This is a genomic window from Terriglobales bacterium, from assembly GCA_035651995.1.
Classification (GTDB): domain Bacteria; phylum Acidobacteriota; class Terriglobia; order Terriglobales; family Acidobacteriaceae; genus DASRER01.
In genome coordinates this window covers 106,982-125,296 of sequence record DASRER010000034.1, presented here as the reverse complement: position 1 = coordinate 125,296, position 18,315 = coordinate 106,982, and the positions used below count along the sequence as shown (strand labels likewise).

Here is an 18,315-nt window from a genome sequence, read left to right as displayed (position 1 = left end):
ACCGTCAACCGCGTCTCACGGTTTGAAACTGGCGGCGGCGCATCCGGTAGAATGACGGGCTGAATTCTCCTCATGTCTGCGCCAAATCCTGCGGTAACGCCGCTCGTGGAGGTGGCGGGTGTCACGAAGCGCTTTGGACCGGTGGTTGCCGTCGAGGACGCGTCATTTTCCATCCGCCACGGCGAGATCCTGGGGCTGATCGGCCCCAACGGCTCCGGCAAGACCACGCTGCTGGAGTGCATGGGCGGCGTGCTCGCGGCCGACAGCGGCGCCATCGTTCGCGACGGCCGGCCGTTGACGCCGGATGAGCGTTCGGCGCTGCTGTTCTATCTGCCCGATGCGATCGCGCCGTGGCCCTCGCAGCCGCTTGCCTGGGCGCTCGACTACACGATGGACATTTTTGGCGGCCGCCGCCCGCTGCGTGAAGACGTGCTGCGCGCCCTCGAGCTGGGGCCGCTGCTGGACCGTCCGCTCGGCCGGCTGTCGAAGGGCCAGCGGAAGCGCGCGCTGCTGGCCATTGGGCTGCTCACGCCGCAGCCGCTGCTGGTGGCCGACGAGCCGTTCGAAGGGCTCGACCTGCGCCAGGCGCGCGACCTTGCGCGCAAGCTGCGCGCATTCGCCGGCGGCGATCGCGCCATGCTGCTCTCCATCCATCAGATTGCCGACGCGGCCCGGGTGTGCGACCGCTTTGTCCTGATCAGCGCCGGCAGCGTCTGCGGCGAAGGCACGCTCGCGGAACTCTGCGCGCTGGCCGCCGCGCGTGGCGCGGCCCCGGCCGGTCCCGGCCTGGAAGAGGTGTTTCTTGGCCTCACCTAGGGGAGTCGTCTGGCCTCTCATCCGAAAAGAGTGGCGCGAACTGCTGGCGTCGCGCGCCTGGTGGATTTTCCTCGTCTTGATGGGGCCGCTGGTAGGAGTGGCATTCATCAGCGCGGTCCGCGCGTATGGCGAAGCCAGCGGACGTGGCGGCACCTCCGCCGGCGTGGGCGAGGCATTCTCGCCGCTGGTGGGCATCTGGGCGCCGACGTTCAGCGGCTGTGAGATTGCGGCGGCATTTCTGCTGCCGTTCGTCGCGATTCGGCTGGTTGCCGGCGACAAGCAGAGCGGCGCCCTCAAGATCGAATCGCAGCTTGCTGCTGCCACATGGGTGCGGGTTGCGGTGAAGGCCGCGGTGCTGCTTGCCGGCTGGCTGATCGCGTCGCTGGCAGCCGCGGCGGCAGTTCTGCTGTGGGCGGCGTATGGCGGAAGCATCTACGCACCCGAACTGGCCGCCGTAGTGCTCGGGCACTTGCTGAATGCGGGGCTCACCATCGCGCTCGCCTGCGCCGCGGCGGCCATCGCGGAGCATCCCTCCACTGCGGCGATCATCACGCTCAGCATCACGGTAGGCACGTGGATCGTGAGTTTCATCGCGGCGATCCACGGAGGCCTTTGGGAGCGCCTGGCGGCTTACACGCCCACGGCGATGGTCGGCCAGTTCCAGCACGGGCTGGTGCGGCTCGATTCGTTGCTGATCGCGGTTGCGCTGATTGCGGCGGGGCTGGCTTTCGCCGCGATCTGGATCCGCATCGGTACTGCCGTCAGAAGGCGTGCGTGGGCTTCACTCGCGCTCGGGGTGGCCGCCGTGGCCCTCACAGGGGCGCTCTCCCTGATCCGGCCGAGCTGGGACCTGGCCGAGAACCGGATGAACTCGTTCTCGCGCGGCGACGAAGCCGCATTGCGCACGATCGCGGCGCCCCTGCGCATTCGCGTGCATCTGGCGCCGGAAGATCCCAGGCGCGTTGACCTGGAGCGAAGGACGCTCTCGAAGCTGCGCCGCGTGCTGCCGCAGCTTCACGTGGAGTATGTTTCCACGACTTCGATCGGCCTGTTCGAGCAGACCGCCGCCGGCTATGGCGAGATCGAGTACGAGCTGAACGGACGCAGCGCAAGCAGCCGCGCGACCACGCCGGAAGCCGTGCTGGAGAGCATCTATTCGCTTGCGGGCATCGCGCCGAGCGCCGACAATGACGATGACTTTCGCGGACACCCGCTCGCCGCCGAGCCGCGCGGCGCGGCAGTTGTGTTTTACGTCGCATGGCCGGGCGTGGCGCTGGCGTGCGCCGCGCTGAATTACCGGAGGAGCAGATGAAGAGTTGTCGTGTCCTGATTTTGCTGGCGCTGTTCGCCGCGCTGCGCGCGAGCGGGTCGCCGGCGGCCGACAAGAAGATTGACTTCGGCAAGGAGCAGCCAGGGAAGCCCCCGGCAACTTTTGAGCCAATGGTGGGAACGTGGGTCGTGGCACAGGACGGGCCCGACAAAGTCATCATGGTCGACGGGCGGCCCTGGGTGGCGAGCAAGGACAATCCCACGCGCCTGCTGGTGGAAAGCGCGCGCCGGCTCTATGGCACCAGCAACGAAGAGCTGATGGACAACGCCAAGCAGTTCGCTTATTACCCGGTGGCCGTGCTGCGCGGCGTGGACAATTTTTCCAACGGCACGATCAGCGTCAAGTTCAAGACCATCGCCGGTGACGCGGACCGCTGCTCGGGCATTCTGTTCAACGTGAAGCCGAACGGCGACTGGCTCGCCGTCCGCTACAACGACACGGAGAACAACGTGGCATTGTGGGAGTTCCACAACGGCATCCGGCGCCCGGTGAAGTTCAGCGATCGCGCCCGACCGTTCATGCTCGACCGCGCGGCGTGGCATGAGCTGAAGATGTCGGTCGAAGGCGCCGACTTCAAGGCCTGGCTCGACGGCACGCTCGCGCTGGAGTACACGCTCGGCAGCCAGCCCGGTCCGGGACGCGGCGGCGCGCCGCCCAATCCGGATTTGTTTCCCGCGAACAACCCGGTGCTGCAGCCGCCCGTCGCCGGCCGCATCGGGCTGTGGTCGAAAACCGACAGCAGCAGCTACTTCAAGGATTACGTGATCAGCGCGAAGTAGGAACTCTCGCGTCCGAGCCGAATGCGGACCACCATCCTCAAACTGGTGAAGCGGATTGACGCGGTGACCCAGCTTCCGCAACCCATCTACGAGTTCGGCGCGGGGCACACCGTCGGGCAGGAGTCGCGGGGCAAGGTGCGCGACTTCTTTCGCGGCAGGAACTATGTCGCGTCAGACATGGAGCCCGGCATCGGGGTTGACCGCGTCCTCGACGTTCAGAGGCTCGATCTTCCGAGCGAAGTCGCGGGCACCGCCATCCTGCTCGAGACGATCGAGCACGTGGAAAAGCCGTGGCTGGCGCTGCAGGAGCTGCATCGCGTGCTGGCGCCGGGCGGCGTGGTGATCCTCAGCTCGGTCATGTTTTTTCCCGTGCACCTGTTTCCTGACGACTATTGGCGCTTCACCGCCAGCGGCTTCCGCTCGCTGCTGGCGCCGTTCGACGATTGCGTGGTGACCGCGGCGGGGATGCGCACGCTGCCACATTCGGTGGTTGGCATCGGTTTCAAGGCGCCGGTCGCGGCGGAGATGAAGGGCAAGATTGCCGACGCCGTCGAGGCCTGGCGCAGGCACGACGCGACTTCGTGGAAGGAAATCGCGCTGGCCGCCCTGCCGCCCTGGATGCTGGTGAAGGCGTACGACTGGTACGTGGCCAGGAACATCGAGCGCGCGAAAAAGAAGGGCTGAGACGCGCAGCAAAAACCGGCGGGCGCCAGGTTTGGCGCCCGCCGCGGTCGTACCCACCGGCCAGCTAAGATCCGGCCGAAGCCTCTGCCGCTCTGCCGGTGTCGATGATGGCAACCGGAGGCACCGAAGCGCTGGCCGCTTTCGCCGCCGCCGGCTCTGAGACTGCAAGCAAACCCGCGGGCGACGCGCCGGCCGCGATCACGTACTCGGGATACGCGGGGAAGCCGTGCTCGTGCAGGTCGAGCCCGAACAACTCGCCCGCGCGCGAGACGCGCAACTGGCCGGTGGCATGCACCAGGTACATGAGCGCAAGCGCTACGCTGAAAGTTGACGCCGTGACGATCGCGCTGCCCACCAACTGCGCCTCGAGCAGCTTCCAGCCTCCGCCGTAGAACAGGCCGGTGAGGGGCGCGGAGTTGTCGGCCGCCAGCTGCCCCGTGGCTCCGTACTTTCCGCAGGCGAACAGGCCCAGCGACAGCGTGCCCCATATGCCGCAGAAGCCGTGCACCGGGACCGCGCCGATGGGATCGTCAATGCGCAGCCACTCCAGCGCCTCTACGCCCAGATACACAACCACCCCGGCGACGCCCCCCAGAATGATCGCGCCGGCTGGGCTCACCCAGTAACAGGGACAGGTGATGGCCACCAGTCCGGCCAGAAATCCATTCACGGTGAACGCCAGGTCCCACTTTTTGGTGGCGAAGTAGGCGGCGATCATGGCGATCAATCCGCCGGAACAGGCGGCCAGCGTGGTGTTGGCGGCCACGCGCCCGATGCCCTCGTAGTCCATCGCCGAAAGCGTGCTGCCGGGGTTGAAGCCGTACCAGCCGAACCACAGAATGAGTCCGCCGCTGGCGGCGATCACCAGGTCGTGCGGCAGCATGGGCCCGCCGCCGTCGCGCTTGAAGCGCCTTCCCAGGCGCGGGCCGAGCACAATCGCACCGGCGAGCGCGATGAAGCCGCCGATGGTGTGCACCACGGTTGAGCCGGCGAAGTCGTGAAAGCCGGCGCCGAGCGAGGGCAGGAAGTGTCCTTCGGCCCCCATCAGCGCGAGGAAGCCGTCCGGCCCCCATGCCCAGTGGCCGATGATGGGATAGATGAATCCGGAGACGCCGACGCTGTAAAGCAGATCGCCGACGAAGCCTGTGCGGCCGATCATCGCGCCCGAGGTGATGGTCGAGCAGGTGTCGGCGAAGGCGAACTGGAACAGCCAGAACGCCAGGAATGCCACGCCCGTCGTCCCGTAGGTTGGCGGCGCGCCTTGGAGGAAGAAATACTGGCGGCCGATCAACCCGTTGCCGCTGCCGAACATGAAGGCGAAACCGAACGCGTAGAACAGGAGCCCGCAGAGGCACGTGTCAACGATGCACTCCATGAGCACGTTCACGGTTTCGCGCGAGCGGCAGAACCCGGCCTCGAGCATGGTGAAGCCCACCTGCATGCCGAAGACGAGGAAAGCCGCCAGCAGCGTCCACACGGTGTTGATCGGGTTCACGATGTCGGCGGCCCTGACCTCGCTTGCCGCCGCCAGCGCCGTGGTGAAGAAGACGCTGGAGACAACGAACATGATCATCAGCGCCAGGCCGATGCCCATGAGCTTGCCGCTGAGCAGCAGGGCGCCGTAGCGCCTCCACTCACGGTCGCGGAGGCGCCGCGACAGTCGCGAAAATCTTCCGGTACCGCTACCGCTGTTCGATTCGGTCTGCATGCTTGCTCCTCGTTCTCGTCGCTGAATGCCAGCTTCGTTTCTGGTGCGGGCCGGCTTGAGCACTGGTCGTTGGGGTGTTTGAGTGCTGCGCGCCCAAGCCGGGCTCCCGCGCAATGCCGGCGCCAAGGCGCCGCCCAACGTCCGTTCGAACAAAGCAAGGTTGCGCATCGGCAGGCTCAGTTCGCGCCTTCGCGGCTGTCGAACATGTAGACCATGCCCGCCGCGAAGGTGTTCTGCGCCTTGTCGAGCCCCGGGCCGCGCGCGAACACCGGCTGGTTCGAGACGTCGCGGCGGAACTCGAGCCGCGTGAGCAGGTGCTGCGCGATGGCGCGCTGAAACGTTCCGGTGAAGCCGTGGATGTGCTGTGCCGTGCCCGTAGTGAATCCGTCGTGGTCCAGGTAGTACTCGTAGCGCGTGGCCAGCGCGTAGCGTTCGCCCAGCGCGTAACGCACGTAGCCGGCAATGCCGGTCCAGTACACCGGACCTTTCACTCCGGCGACGCGATCGCCGCGGCCGTAGTCGTAGTTGGCCATCAGGGAGAGCCGCGGGTTGGGCGTGCAGGTGACGACGGTATCGGAGAGCTGGCGCCAGTTGGAGTTCGTGGCGCCCTGCTCCGGGCCGGCCATGTAGTTCTGCGCGACGCTGATCTTCTTCGTCGGGTTCCAGCCCAGGCCCAGCCCGTAGGTCTTGCCGGTATTGTTGTCGACCACGTTGTTCCAGCCGTTCACGAAGAAGCCGGTGAGCGAGTATTTGTCGCTGAAGCTGTACCTGGCGCGCATTCCGAAGTGGTAGTAGGGAATGGCGTAGCTGAACAAAAGACCGCGCGAGTAATTCCAGTTGTCCCTGGTCTCGATGACCTCGGCGCCGTGCGGCGTGACGAACTTGCCCGCGTCCACCTGCAGGCCTTTGCCGACGGGCGCGAGATACGAGAAGTAGGCTTCCTTCAGATACTGCGCGAAATTCAGGCCGCCGGCGTCGCTGCCGTTCACCGCGTTCATCGCCTGCCCGAAGCCGAGCGCGATGCGATAGCCGGTGCGGCTGTTGTTCACGTCGGGCGTCCTGTCGGCGACCAGTTCGACCAGGTTCAGCCCGAACTGATTGCTGTTCACGTCAAACGAGCGCAGTCCGGCCGTGCGCGCGGCCGGCTGATTGAAGTTCGTGCTGTAGTACATGTCCACAAAGCCGCTGAACGTGGTGTTGCCGAGCAGCCGCGAGAGCGACGGTGAAGTTGCCGGCGGCGCCGCCGGGACCGCGTTTGTGATTGCCGGGGTCGCGCCCCGTGCCGCTGTGCCGAGCAGAGAACCGGCGTTTCGCAATGCGGCCAGTTGCCCGCGCAGGTCCTCCAACTGCTTTTCCAGCTCCTGCACACGCCGCGTGAGGTCCGGCGGCGCGTCGCCGGAGGTTTGGGCGGCGCACCCTGGCGGGACGGAAATGGCTGAACAGAACATCATCACCGCAGCAAAAAACACCCTTCTCATCGAGAGACGGCTCGCCTTCTCCCCAATGCCTGCGCTCAATTGTTTTTTTGGTTGAGCGAAGAACTCGACCGCGAGCGACAGTACCGGAGCGGCGCCGGCGCGTCCAATTGATAGTTCCTCTCGCGCTTATCCGGTTTTCTTCTAAGAAAGAAAAGTTATGGGGTCTATAACGCGTCGAGGATAGGCAACGCGACGCTCAGTCGCGACTGCTGAAATGAAAGAAAGGCGAAGCCCAATGCTTTGCCCAGCAAAACCCGGAAGGCGGGCAAGCGGAGCGCCGCTCACGCTGAAGATGGCGGTGTGGGCGCCGCCGCCGATCACCAGCGAGAGCAGGGCCGCCGGCGTGAAACCGGAAGTGCGGCGGAAGGGGCGCACGGCGCAGCGCAGGTCTTAAATCAGCGTGTCCCTGCGGTAGTTCGCTCAGCCGCGGAGGCGCGGAGGCGCGGAGGCGCGGAGAAACACAAGAACGAGCTTCTCCGTGGCTCCGTTTCTTCGCGGCGCATTCCCATGAGACACACCACTGAAGTCCCGGAAAGCAGCGCTAAACGCCGAGCGCCTCGGCCAGCTCGCGCACAAATAATTCAGCGTCCGTCACCAGCCCGAGCGCCTGGAAGGTGCCGCGGTCGGCCAGCTTGGTGACGACGGCCGGGTTGATGTCCACCGCGACCACCTTCACCGCCGCGGGCAGCATGTTCCCGGTGGCGATGGAGTGCAGCATGGTGGCGATCATCAGCGCCATCTCCACGCCCCTGACAGCGGCGCGCATGCGGCGCTGCGCCTCGGTCATGTCGAGGACCACGTCGGGCAGCGGGCCATCGTCGCGCACCGAGCCGGCGAGCACCATCTCGACATTGTTGCGGATGCACTCGTACATCACGCCTTCGCGGAGGACGCCCGTCTCCACGGCCGCGCGCAGCGAGCCCGCTCGCCGGATGGCGTTGATGGCAACCATGTGGTGGCGATGTCCGCCTTCCACGGGCTGTCCGCTGTGGAGGGCGACGCCGAGCGAGGTGCCCATCAGCACGCTTTCCACATCGTGAGCGGCGATCGCATTGCCGCCGAACAGCGCCTGCACATAGCCGGCGCGGATGATGCGCGCCAGGTAGGCCCCAGCGCCGCTGTGCACGATCGCGGGCCCGGCGACGACGAGAATTTTCCCGCCATGCGAGCGGATCTCGCGCATCTGCCGCGCGATCTCGTCGATCACCAGGCGCTTGGGGCGCTCCGACGAAACGTCGCTGGCCATGAAGGAAAAGATCTCGCGTTCGCGCGCGCGCTGCGGCGGCAGCACGCGAATACCCTCGTGGCCGACCACGACGGCGTCGCCCTTGCGCACGTCGGCCATCGGCAGCATGCGCGCGGAGCGGCGCGCGGAGTCCACCACGATGGCCAGGTCCATTTCCGTATCGGCCACGTTCACCCACTTGCCGCCCAGGCGCACCTCGGTGGGCATGTGGGTGGTGGAGTAGAAACCGTCGGGCAGGGCGCCATCGCAGGGCGCCGGCTCGGTGTGGACATCGCTGCTGGAAACCAGCACCGCGCCGTACTGCTGCAGCGCGGTCAGGATGCGGTCGAGCCGCTGCTCGCTGTCGGCCATGACGCGCAGGCGCGCGAACGAGGTTTCGTCTTTGCGGCGGCCGACGCGTATCTCCTTCAGATCAAAGGAGCCGCCCAGGTCCATGACCGCGTCGAAGACCTTGGGCAGGACCCAGGAGTCGATGATGTGGCCTTCCAGGGCGATCTCTTCGCTGAACTCGTTCATGCCGTATTCCCAAAATTCTTTGCACCCGCCAATTCGTGGCCGCATCCTTTATATCGCATCGCCGGGGCGGGACGGCTCGTCCCGCATCGCGGGCGATGTTTGACAGGGTTCGCGTCGCGTGTTGTACTTTGTGCGTCCATGATGTGCATCTGCCAGAACGCCGCGTGTATGTGTTGTTGCCGCGGGTGTGTGTCCGTTCTGGCGAGTGATCATGGATGATCTGATTTAACCGGCAATTATTCATTCAGGACCCACTCACCGGCAACGGGAGTGGGTCTTTTGCTTTTCCGGGAGGTTTATGGCGCAGGCAGTGCAGGAAACCAAGGCGCAGCGTGTGGAACGCCTGAAGCGCGAGAAAAACGCGTGGGAGCACCTGGACGAAATCCGCGCGTTCGCGCGCTCCGGTTTCGCTTCCATCCCGCCGGAGTGGCTGGGCACGTACTTCCGCGCCTGGGGCGTGTACACGCAGGGCGACGGCGCCGGCGTGGTGGGCGGCAAGAATGGCGAGGGCAAGGCGCTGCCGTACTTCATGGTGCGCATCCGGATCCCGAACGGGCTGCTGCTTTCGCACCAGCTGCGGACGATCGCCGATGTGACGGAGCGCTACGGGCGCGGCGCCGCCGACCTGACCGTGCGGCAGAACGTTCAGCTGCACTGGATCACGATTGAAGCGCTGCCGGAGCTGCTCGAATCGTTGTGGCGCGCCGGGCTCACGACCATGGGCTCGTGCGGCGACGACACGCGCAACATCACCGGCTGCCCGCTGGCCGGAGTGGACGCCGACGAGCTCTGCGACGCGTCGCCGCTGGCCGTGCAGGTCACGCGCATGCTCGTGGGCAACGCCGAGTTCTACAACCTGCCGCGCAAGTTCAAGGTCAGCATCACCGGATGCCGCGTGTGGTGCTCGTATCCGGAGATCAACGACGTGGGTCTCACCGCCATCACGCGGGGCATGAACGGACATGCGGAAACCGGTTTTTCATTGCGCGTGGGCGGCGGACTCTCGGCCGATCCTTTTCTGGCGTTGCGGCTGAACGCCTTTGTCCGCTGGAACCAGGTGGCGCCGGTGGTGAAGGGCATCGCAGAAATTTTTCGCGACGCCGAAGTTCTCCGCGAGAACCGCGAGCGCGCGCGGCTGAAGTTTCTGTTTTTGCGGCACGGCTGGACGGCGGAAAGCTTTCAGCAGGAACTGGAGCGCCGCATCGGCTTTGCGCTCGATCCGGCCGTGCCCGAGCAGCCGCCGAACGACGTGTATCGCGACCACGTCGGCATCCACCGGCAGAAACAGCCGGGATACGTTTACGTGGGCTCGGCGGTGTTGCGCGGGCGCATCAGCGCCACCCAGATGCGCATCGCCGCCGGCCTCGCCGAGCGTTTTGGTTCCGGCGAGCTGCGCACCACCAACATGCAGAACCTGCTCATTGTCAACGTGCCCGAGCAGAATGCGCTGGCGCTGGCGCACGAACTGAACCAGGCCGACCTGCCGGTGCAGGGTTCGCCGTTCTGGCGCGGCGCGATCGCGTGCAGCGGATCGGAATTCTGCAAGCTCGCCATCACCGAGACGAAAGGTTTTTCGCGCTGGCTCACGGAAGAGCTCGAAGACCGCCTGCCGGGATTCGATCAGCACCTGAAGCTGCACGTGACCGGCTGCCCCAACAGTTGCGGACAGCACTGGATCGCCGATATCGGCCTCGACGGAAAGAAGATCAAGGTCAACGGCGAGATGCGCGACGCCTATTACTTCTGCGTGGGCGGCGCGGTGGGACTCCATCAATCGATTGCGCGGCCCATCGGGTACCGCTGCCTGGCCGAAGAAGTTCCCGCGGCCATCGAGCGCCTGCTGCGGCACTACCTGGCGCAGCGTTCGCCGGGAGAAAACCTGCGGCAGTTTTTCTCGCGCCACAGCGAGGGCGAGTTGCGCACGTTTGCCGCCGGCGAGCGCACGGAGGCCGTTCTCCGCGACGCCTCGCCGGGCGCGCCGCCGCACGGAGTGGAAGCATGAGCGAACTTCGTCCAGATACCGCGAACCATCGCGCGCTGTTTCCGCTCATGCTGAAGCTCGCCGGGCGGCGCGCGCTGGTGGCCGGCGCCGGCAGCGTCGCCGAGTCGAAGATCGAACCGCTGCTGCGTTCGGGCGCGCAGGTGCGGGTGGTGGCGCCACGCGCCACGCCGCGCATTCTGCGCTGGGCCGGCGCCGGCGCGATCGCGTTCGACCCGCGTCCGTTTCGCGCCGACGACCTGCGCGGCATCTTTGTCGTGATTGTCGCCACGTCATCGCCCGACGTGAACCACACCGTTGCCGCGCTCGCGCGGCAGAGCAACGTGCTCTGCAACGTGGTGGATGATCCCGACTACTGTGACTTCTATTTCCCGGCGGTCGTTCGCCGCGGCGACCTGCAGATTGCCATCTCGACCGCGGGACAGAGCCCGGCCATGGCGCAGCAGCTTCGCCAGCAGCTCGAGGCGCAGTTCGGTCCCGAGTACGAGGACCTTGTGAGCGCGATAGGCCGCGAGCGGCGCAGCGTGCTTGCCGCCGAGGCGCCGGGCGAAGCGCGCAAGCAGCGGTTGCATGACCTGGCCGCGCAGGCGCTCGGGCGGCAGCGAGGCAGCGGCCTACACCTGGTGCGGAAACGTGAGGAGGCTGGATGACAGCCAGGCGCAACGGCAAGGTGTACCTGGTGGGCGCCGGCCCCGGTGATCCCGAGCTGCTCACGCGCAAAGCGCACCGTTTGCTCGGCGAAGCTTCCGTGGTGCTGCACGACGATCTTGTTTCCGGCGAGATTCTCGCGCTGGCGCGGCCGGAAGCGCTGCTGGTGAACGTGGGCAAGCCGCACGGCGAAAAGCGCACCACGCAGTCGCAGATCAACGCGCTGCTGGTCTTCTTCGCCACCGGCGGCAGCGACGTGCTGCGCCTGAAAGGCGGCGATCCGCTGGTCTTCGGCCGCGCGGGGGAAGAAATGGATGCGCTGGACGCGGCCGGCGTGGAATACGAGATCGTGCCCGGCGTAACCGCCGCATTCGCGGCCGCGGCGTCGGTGCGCCGCTCGCTCACGGACCGCCGCGCGGCCGCCACGCTGATCGTGACCACCGCCAACCGCTGCGCCGGTGAAGCGACGGACTGGCACGGCCTCGCGCGCAGCGACGCCACGCTCGCCATCTACATGCCCGGACGCGACTACGGCCGCGTGGCTGATGAATTGATCGCCGCGGGCCTGGAGCGCGGCACGCCCTGCATCATTGTCTCGCGCGCCGCCACGCGTGAGCAGCAGACCGCCACGCAAACGCTCGCCGAGTTGGGCAAGGTGGACCCGCTGCCCACACCCGCGCTGCTGCTGGTGGGCAAAGCGCTCGCAAAGCGCGCCGAACATCCCGCCGAACATCCCGCCGCGACAGGGCCCGACGTCCCGCATGCGGTCCTGCCGCACGAGAGGGAAACGTGCATCGAGTCGTTGCTGTAGTCGTCGCGCGATCCGAAACGCCGAGACCGGTCCCGATTGGCAAACGCCGACTCGCGAATTATGCTCGCCGGTGCTCATGCCACCAATCACCCTCAAGCCGCGAAACGAGCGCGTGACCTTCGATCAGCTGGTTGGCGAATTGGAGCGCGTTCTGAGCAGGAACGGATTCACCCGGGATGAAAGCGCCACCATGGCGCGCGTTTTCGCCGAGAGCACGCGCGACGGCGTGCACTCGCATGGCGTCAATCGCTTTCCGCTCTTCATACAGCACGTCCGCAAAGGGATTGTGAAGACCGGCGTTGCGCCTGAGCTGGTGCACGCGGTGGGCGCCTTCGAGCGCTGGGACGGGCACGGTGGCGCGGGCATCCTGAACGCGCTGCATTCGATGGGCCGCGCCATCGCGCTGGCGGAAAAGCACGGCGTGGGCTGCGTGGGCCTGCGACACACCAACCACTGGATGCGCGCCGGCACCTACGGACTCCAGGCCGCCGACGCCGGCTGCATCGGCATTTGCTGGACCAACACCATCGCGCTCATGCCGCCCTGGGGAGGCCAGCAGGTGCGCGTCGGCAACAATCCCGTGGTCATTGCGGCGCCGCGCCAGGGCGGACATCTTCTTCTCGACATGGCCATGAGCCAGTTCTCCGTGGGACGCATCGAGAGCGCGGCCCGCTCGGGGGAACCGCTTCCCGCCGATGCAGGCTTCGATTCCAGCAATCACGTGACGCGCGATCCGGCCGCAGTATTAAAGACCAAGCGGCTGCTGCCGATCGGCTTGTGGAAGGGCGTGGGCCTGCGCATTCTTCTCGACACGCTGGCCGCTGCGGTCTCCGAAGGTCACGCAACCCACCACATCACCGCCGGTTCCGCCGAGACTTCGCTGTCGCAGATCTTCATCGCGATCGACCTGAAGCGAATCGCCGCCGAGAAAGCAAACGTCATCGTGGAATCCATCGTTGCCGACGTGAATTCGGCCACGCCCTCCGCTCCCGGCGCCGAGGTTCCCAGCGTCCCCGGGCAGCGCATGGCCGAGCGCCGTGCCCGCGCCGAGCGCGACGGCATCGCCGTAAGAGCCGACATCTGGCGGGAAATACAAGCGCTCTGAACGCCTGCGTCGTCCTTCGTCCCCTTTGTGCCGCTTCGTGTCCTTTGTGTTGAGACCTCGACGCTGATGTTTGACGCGGTCAAGCGCGGCAACGTGCTGCGCCAGGTGCGCGGCCTGGGCACGCCCGCCTTCAGCTTCCCCTGGAACATAGCTGCGCGAAACTCGAAACTGTGGTACCCCCCAAGCAACCCGGCAACTCACGTCGGCATCGCATGTCTCACACCCGCAACTCTGGTTGTGGCTGCCGTTCTATGTGTTAACAGGGCCACGAAAGGCGACGCCCGATCGGTTCGGGCGGGGTCGCAACTAGGCGATTGGCGCGGTGTTTACACCAGCAGCCACTTTCGCCAGAACGAAAAACCAGGCTTTCGGCAGGGCCGCGATTCCGGCCCTCCCGAGGCAGGGAGGGAACGATGAGGAAACTCACAATCGCGCTCTTCGGAGCAGCTCTGCTGGCGGGCAGCGCGTCGCTGGCCGCGGCGCAGAGCTGGTCCTACTACCACGACGACGACCGATATCGTGATCGCGACCATGATCGCGACCGCGACCGCAACTATCGCGATGACGACGATCGCGGATGGGACCGCAACGGCCGCAACAACAGCGCCGCCTGGCAGGCCGGCTACCGGGAAGGCTTCTCCGACGCCCGCAATGGCCGCCGCCGTCGCGCCGACGATCACGACTACCGCGGCCAGGACCGCGCCGCCTACGTCCAGGGCTACAAGCGTGGCTGGGAGGAAGGCAACCGGCGCGGCTACGGCAACTGGGGCTACGGGAACGGTGGTTACGGCAACGGCGGGTACGGCAATGGCGGCTACGGGCGCAACGGCGGCTACGGCGGCTATGGCAACGGCAGCATTGTCAGCACCGCGCGGCAGTACGGCTACCAGGACGGCCTGCACGACGGCGAAAAGGACCGGCAGACCGGCCACAGCTTCCGTCCGACCGAGCACGACACCTGGAAGGACGCCGATCATGGCCAGAGCACCGTGGGCGGCGACAAGCAGATCTACAAGAACGCTTATCGCGAGGCCTACAACCAGGGCTATCGTCAGGGCTACGGCAACGGCATCTACAGGCGCTAGATCCCCAGGGTCCTGCTGAAGCGCGTCCATCTCGGACGCGCTTCTTTTTTCAGCGATGACGCCGTCACCGTAATCCGCAACGGTGATGGAGGGACGGGGCCGGGCGCGCAACCAGGCCTGCGAATCGATCACAGGCCGCGTGGCGCGGACACCCCCGTCCGCGCTGTTCACGCCACCACAAGTCCCGACGCCACCGCGTCCCCATTCGCCACCCCACTTTTGTGCATGCCAAAACGGGAACTCTCGCCCGCCCCCTGCTCCTGATTCGTATTCTTCCGCCGCGCCGCGTTGGCTAGCATCGAGTCCTCCCTCAGGCGAACGTCCATATGGCGAACACCGGGCGGCAAGAGACCGCGCACAGGAACAGACCGCATCGCAATGCGCTGCTGTTGTTCGCGGCGGCCCTGGCAATCCTGATCGCCATTGACGTGCTCGCGGTCAAGCAGATGCGGCGCCTGGAGTCGGCCGTGGAGCGCGTCGAGCACACTCACGAGGTCATCAATGCGCTCGAGCAGTTCCAGCAGCACGCCCTCGAGGCGCAGGTGGCACACCACGGCTTCACCATCACCGGCCGCCACGAGCATCGGGAGCGTTTCCTGAAGGCGGCCGAGCAGGCGCGGGTTCACTTCCGGCGCGTTCGCACGCTCACCCGGGACAACCCCGCTCAGCAGGAGCGGCTGCGCACGCTGGAGCCTGTGCTGGAAGCGCGCCTGGCGCTGCTGCAGCAATCGCTCCAGGATTCCATCCATGCCGGCGCCGATCTGGAAGCGCAGCTGCGTTATCCGGTGGAACCGCCCACCATGCAGGACCACGCCGACATCGCCGGAATCGCCAGCGCGGTTCGCACGGAGGAAGAACGGCTGCGCGAGCAGCACCTCGCCGCTCAGCGCCACGAGACGTTCCTGGTGCAGTGGCTGGTGATCGGCGGCTCGGGGGCCAGCATGCTCCTGCTGCTCTGCGTGGTGCTGCTTCTGCGCCGCGAAATTTGCCGCCGCCGCGTGCTCGAGTCGTCGCTGCGCGAGAGCCGTGAAGACCTGCGCCTGCTGATCGACCAGATCGGCGGCTACTCCATCGTCTTCCTCGATCCTGCCGGCCACATCGTTTCCTGGAACCAGGGCGCGGCGCGTCTCGCCGGCTTCCAGGAGAGCGAGGTCGTGGGGCAGCATTTTTCGCGCTTCTTCGTCCAGGAGGACCGCGACCTCGGCAAGCCCGAACTGGTGCTCGCAGCAGCGCGCGCGCACGGCCGCCATCACGAGATTGCCCGTCGCTTGCGCCGCGATGGGAGCAGCTACTGGGCCGACGTCAACGTGGCCGCGGTCCGCAATGGCGACGGCAGCATCCGCGGTTTCAGTTCGGTGGTGCGCGACATTACCAGCGAGCGAGAAAGCGAGGCGGCGGCCCGCCTCCGCGAAGAGCAGCTGCGCCGGCTCAGCGAACTGGCTGACTTCCTCCAGTCGTGCTATACAAGCGAGGAAGCGCACGCTGTTATCGCCTCCGCCATGCCCGGCTTTTTCCCCGACTGCTCGGGCGCTTTGTTCGTCCTGACCGCGTCTCACAATCTGCTCGACGCCGTCGTTCGCTGGGGCGACCGCCAGCCCGGCGAGATGGTGTTTGCGCCCGATCAATGCTGGGCCCTGCGCCGCAATCGCCCGCATGAAAATCTCAGTTTGGATCCGGCGCAGCGTTGCTCGCACCTGCCGGCATCCGCCGGCGTGGCCAGCGTGTGCATTCCGCTGGCCGCACAGGGTGATTCGATCGGTATGCTCATGTTGCTGGGGAATGCCATCCCCGAGCCGCAGGCCTCAGGGCGCGATCCAGCGGCGCGCCGCCGGCTCGCGATCACGGTGAGCGAGCACATCGCGCTGGCGCTCGGTAACCTTCGCCTGCGCGAAACCCTGCGCCACCAGTCACTGCGCGATCCACTCACCGGCCTGTTCAATCGCCGCTATCTCGAGGAGTCGCTGGAGCGCGAGGTCCATCGCGCGGCGCGTTCCGGCAAGCCGCTGGCCGCGCTCATGGTGGATGTCGACCACTTCAAGCGGTTCAACGACGCCTTCGGACACGAGGCCGGCGACCTCATGCTGCGCGAAATCGGCAATCTGCTGCAGACCGGCGTCCGAGGTGAAGACGTCGCCTGCCGCTATGGAGGCGAGGAATTCGCCCTGGTTCTTCCCGATGCCGCGGCCGACGAGGCACGCCGGCGCGCCGAACAGCAATTGGAACGCGCACGCCGCCTCTCGGTCCGCTTGCACGGCGAGCTGCTCGCGGCCATCACGCTTTCCATCGGCGTTGCCGCGTTTCCCGAACACCGCCGCACCCCGGCCGATCTGCTGCGTGCCGCCGACCATGCGCTCTATCGCGCCAAGCACTCCGGGCGCGACCGCGTCGCTGTCGCTGAGCGCGCAGCCCTCACCACGGAAGCCTGAATGCCGCCGCAACGGCAGATCAGCTCGATGGCGAACAAGCCCGGCGGTTTGGGAGATCGCTAAGCGGACAAGCGGGAGAGGGTAATCATGCGCGGCCGGCCGGGACGCCGCACCACGGCTGCTTGCACGCCGAATCCGCGCAGCACGTCGGCGCTGGCCTGAAGGCGCTCGGCCAGGCCCTCTGCCGCGGCGCCGCTGGCCACAGCAAGTTCGGCGGGCGTACCCGACCACGATCGCCGCGGCTCAAGGAACCATTCGCAAACTTTCGCCACGCTCGGATCGGCCGGGCCGGCCTGTGGGCGGGATGGCGCGGGCCGCGGCGGTGAAGCGGGCGGCGCCGGCGCTCGGTGAGCTGCTGCCCGTTCCCGCGCCGCCGCAGGAGGCCTTGCCGGGACGTCCGCCGTGGCCGCGGGCCGGGCAATTGGCGCAGCCGACGGTGGAGGTTGCGCCGGCTCGAAGGGAATTGCGTAGCGCGGCAACTGACCGGCAGGGAAGAGGGCGCCCAGCGCGCTATCGAGGAGCGTGATCTCGGCGGTCTCCTGCTCATTGCCCGCGATGCGGCGCAACGCCTCATCGCAGAGCTGATCGATCACTCGCGGAACGCCGCCGCTGCCCGAAACGATCCTCCGGGCCTCTTCCTGCGGAAGGCGCGCTTCGCCCGCACGCCGGCTGCGGAATTCGATGTACTCCGCCGTCTCGTTGTGGGTGAGCGCCGCCAGTGACACCACTCCCCCCACGCGCTCCTGCAGGCGGCGCGCCTGCGGTCTTTCCAGCGAGGCGGTAAAGCCGGGCAGCGCCGCGAAAATGACGTGCAGCCGCCCGGTCTTCGCCAGTCCGAAGTCCAGCACGGCGGAGAGTTTTTCCAGCGCCTCGGGCGAAAGGTTCTGCGCTTCGTCAATCGCCAGCACGAAGCGCTTCCCGGCGCGGGCGGAATCCTGCAGCACTTCCTGCAATTGTTTCTGCGCCGTCGCCACGTCGCCCGCCGGTTCGGACACGCCGGCCGCCGAAAGCAGATGCTGGATGAACTCCAGCGGCTCCAGTTGTGTCCAGAAGACGAATGCGGTACGCGAGCCTGGTTCGAGGCGCGCCAGGGCGGCGCGCAAGAGGCAGGTTTTGCCCAGTCCCGGTTCCGAGATCAGGAGCGTGATGTTGGCCGGGCCTTCGCGTGCCGCGCACAGAAATTCCAGCGCCTGGGCGTATCGTCCGCCCAGATACAGAGAGGCGTTGGCCGCGGGTTCGGTGAGCACTCTATCCGTGCCGGCAGGCATAGCGAGGGAGCAGAAATCTACCCGGCGACGCGCTTGGCCTGTCCGCCGGCCAGCGCGCTGCGCAGTTTGTCGCGCACCGCGTCCGGCAGGTCCTCCAGGTGCCGCACGACACGCTCCGCCGCCGCCACGTTCTCGAACTGCTCACGCACGTCGGGATCGTCAATCTCGTGCGTGCCCGTCGCCACGCGGGCCACTTCGATGGCGGTCAGGAACGCGGTCCCCTGTTCCACTGCGCTGGCGATATCGATCAGCTCGGCATTGGTCGGATCGAACTTGGTCCACGCCCTCACCTGGACCTTGTAGTACGTATCCGATGAACCAGGCTTATCGGGTCCCGTCGTCTTTGCGGCGGCAACTGCAATGTCGTACACGCTGTCGGGCATTTGCCAGTCCTTTACTCACGGATTTGAAAAATC

General features: G+C 66.7%; 15 protein-coding genes. 10 read left to right on the top strand and 5 right to left on the bottom strand.

From position 1 onward, the window contains the following. The first annotated feature begins 72 nt into the window (after positions 1–72). From VFA60_11860 to VFA60_11845, 4 genes are read left to right on the top strand one after another with little or no spacing between them, the layout of a single operon-like run. A complete protein-coding gene (locus VFA60_11860; GenBank protein ID HZQ92482.1) occupies positions 73–816 on the top strand; it encodes an ABC transporter ATP-binding protein in 744 nt (247 codons plus the stop codon). Further along, the gene (locus VFA60_11855; protein HZQ92481.1) at positions 803–2,128 is read left to right on the top strand and encodes a hypothetical protein; all 1,326 of its coding nucleotides are present in this window, start codon (positions 803–805) and stop codon (positions 2,126–2,128) included. Before VFA60_11860 ends, VFA60_11855 begins: the two co-directional genes overlap by 14 nt. Next, positions 2,125–2,925: a hypothetical protein gene (locus VFA60_11850; protein HZQ92480.1), complete on the top strand. Its 801-nt coding sequence runs from the start codon at positions 2,125–2,127 to the stop codon at positions 2,923–2,925. Before VFA60_11855 ends, VFA60_11850 begins: the two co-directional genes overlap by 4 nt. A gap of 21 nt (positions 2,926–2,946) precedes the next feature. Then, positions 2,947–3,609 (top strand): methyltransferase domain-containing protein, encoded by a 663-nt coding sequence (locus VFA60_11845; GenBank protein HZQ92479.1) that lies wholly within the window; start codon positions 2,947–2,949, stop codon positions 3,607–3,609. A 64-nt stretch (positions 3,610–3,673) separates the two neighbouring features. Here the strand turns inward: VFA60_11845 and VFA60_11840 are convergent, their stop codons facing one another. The 3 genes from VFA60_11840 to VFA60_11830 all read right to left on the bottom strand — a co-directional run bounded on the left by VFA60_11840 (position 3,674) and on the right by VFA60_11830 (position 8,557). Beyond that, positions 3,674–5,317 (bottom strand): ammonium transporter, encoded by a 1,644-nt coding sequence (locus VFA60_11840; protein ID HZQ92478.1) that lies wholly within the window; start codon positions 5,315–5,317, stop codon positions 3,674–3,676. A gap of 176 nt (positions 5,318–5,493) precedes the next feature. Next, positions 5,494–6,768, bottom strand: a complete 1,275-nt coding sequence (locus VFA60_11835; GenBank protein ID HZQ92477.1) for a porin — start codon at positions 6,766–6,768, stop codon at positions 5,494–5,496. 568 nt (positions 6,769–7,336) lie between these two features. Then, the gene (locus tag VFA60_11830; GenBank protein ID HZQ92476.1) at positions 7,337–8,557 is read right to left on the bottom strand and encodes a TIGR00300 family protein; all 1,221 of its coding nucleotides are present in this window, start codon (positions 8,555–8,557) and stop codon (positions 7,337–7,339) included. Between the two features lie 298 nt (positions 8,558–8,855). On the opposite strand from VFA60_11830, the gene VFA60_11825 reads away from it, so the two are divergent. The 6 genes from VFA60_11825 (at position 8,856) to VFA60_11800 (ending at position 16,631) form a co-directional block, all read left to right on the top strand. Continuing rightward, positions 8,856–10,559: a nitrite reductase gene (locus VFA60_11825; GenBank protein ID HZQ92475.1), complete on the top strand. Its 1,704-nt coding sequence runs from the start codon at positions 8,856–8,858 to the stop codon at positions 10,557–10,559. Next, on the top strand, positions 10,556–11,206 hold the full coding sequence (locus VFA60_11820; GenBank protein ID HZQ92474.1) for a bifunctional precorrin-2 dehydrogenase/sirohydrochlorin ferrochelatase: 651 nt from the start codon (positions 10,556–10,558) through the stop codon (positions 11,204–11,206). Before VFA60_11825 ends, VFA60_11820 begins: the two co-directional genes overlap by 4 nt. Beyond that, the gene (cobA, locus tag VFA60_11815) at positions 11,203–12,015 is read left to right on the top strand and encodes a uroporphyrinogen-III C-methyltransferase (GenBank protein HZQ92473.1); all 813 of its coding nucleotides are present in this window, start codon (positions 11,203–11,205) and stop codon (positions 12,013–12,015) included. The genes VFA60_11820 and cobA overlap by 4 nt, the downstream gene beginning before the upstream one ends. A 76-nt stretch (positions 12,016–12,091) precedes the next feature. Further along, positions 12,092–13,120 (top strand): 3-dehydro-L-gulonate 2-dehydrogenase, encoded by a 1,029-nt coding sequence (gene yiaK, locus VFA60_11810; protein ID HZQ92472.1) that lies wholly within the window; start codon positions 12,092–12,094, stop codon positions 13,118–13,120. Between the two features lie 413 nt (positions 13,121–13,533). Further along, a complete protein-coding gene (locus VFA60_11805; GenBank protein HZQ92471.1) occupies positions 13,534–14,205 on the top strand; it encodes a hypothetical protein in 672 nt (223 codons plus the stop codon). A gap of 389 nt (positions 14,206–14,594) precedes the next feature. Beyond that, complete coding sequence (locus tag VFA60_11800) at positions 14,595–16,631, top strand: diguanylate cyclase (protein HZQ92470.1); 2,037 nt, start codon at positions 14,595–14,597, stop codon at positions 16,629–16,631. Between the two features lie 59 nt (positions 16,632–16,690). Here VFA60_11800 and VFA60_11795 read toward each other — a convergent pair whose 3' ends face one another. After that, positions 16,691–17,878: an AAA family ATPase gene (locus VFA60_11795; GenBank protein HZQ92469.1), complete on the bottom strand. Its 1,188-nt coding sequence runs from the start codon at positions 17,876–17,878 to the stop codon at positions 16,691–16,693. A 38-nt stretch (positions 17,879–17,916) separates the two neighbouring features. Continuing rightward, positions 17,917–18,282, bottom strand: coding sequence for a hypothetical protein (locus tag VFA60_11790; GenBank protein HZQ92468.1), 366 nt, complete (start codon positions 18,280–18,282; stop codon positions 17,917–17,919). Positions 18,283–18,315: the final 33 nt, after the last annotated feature.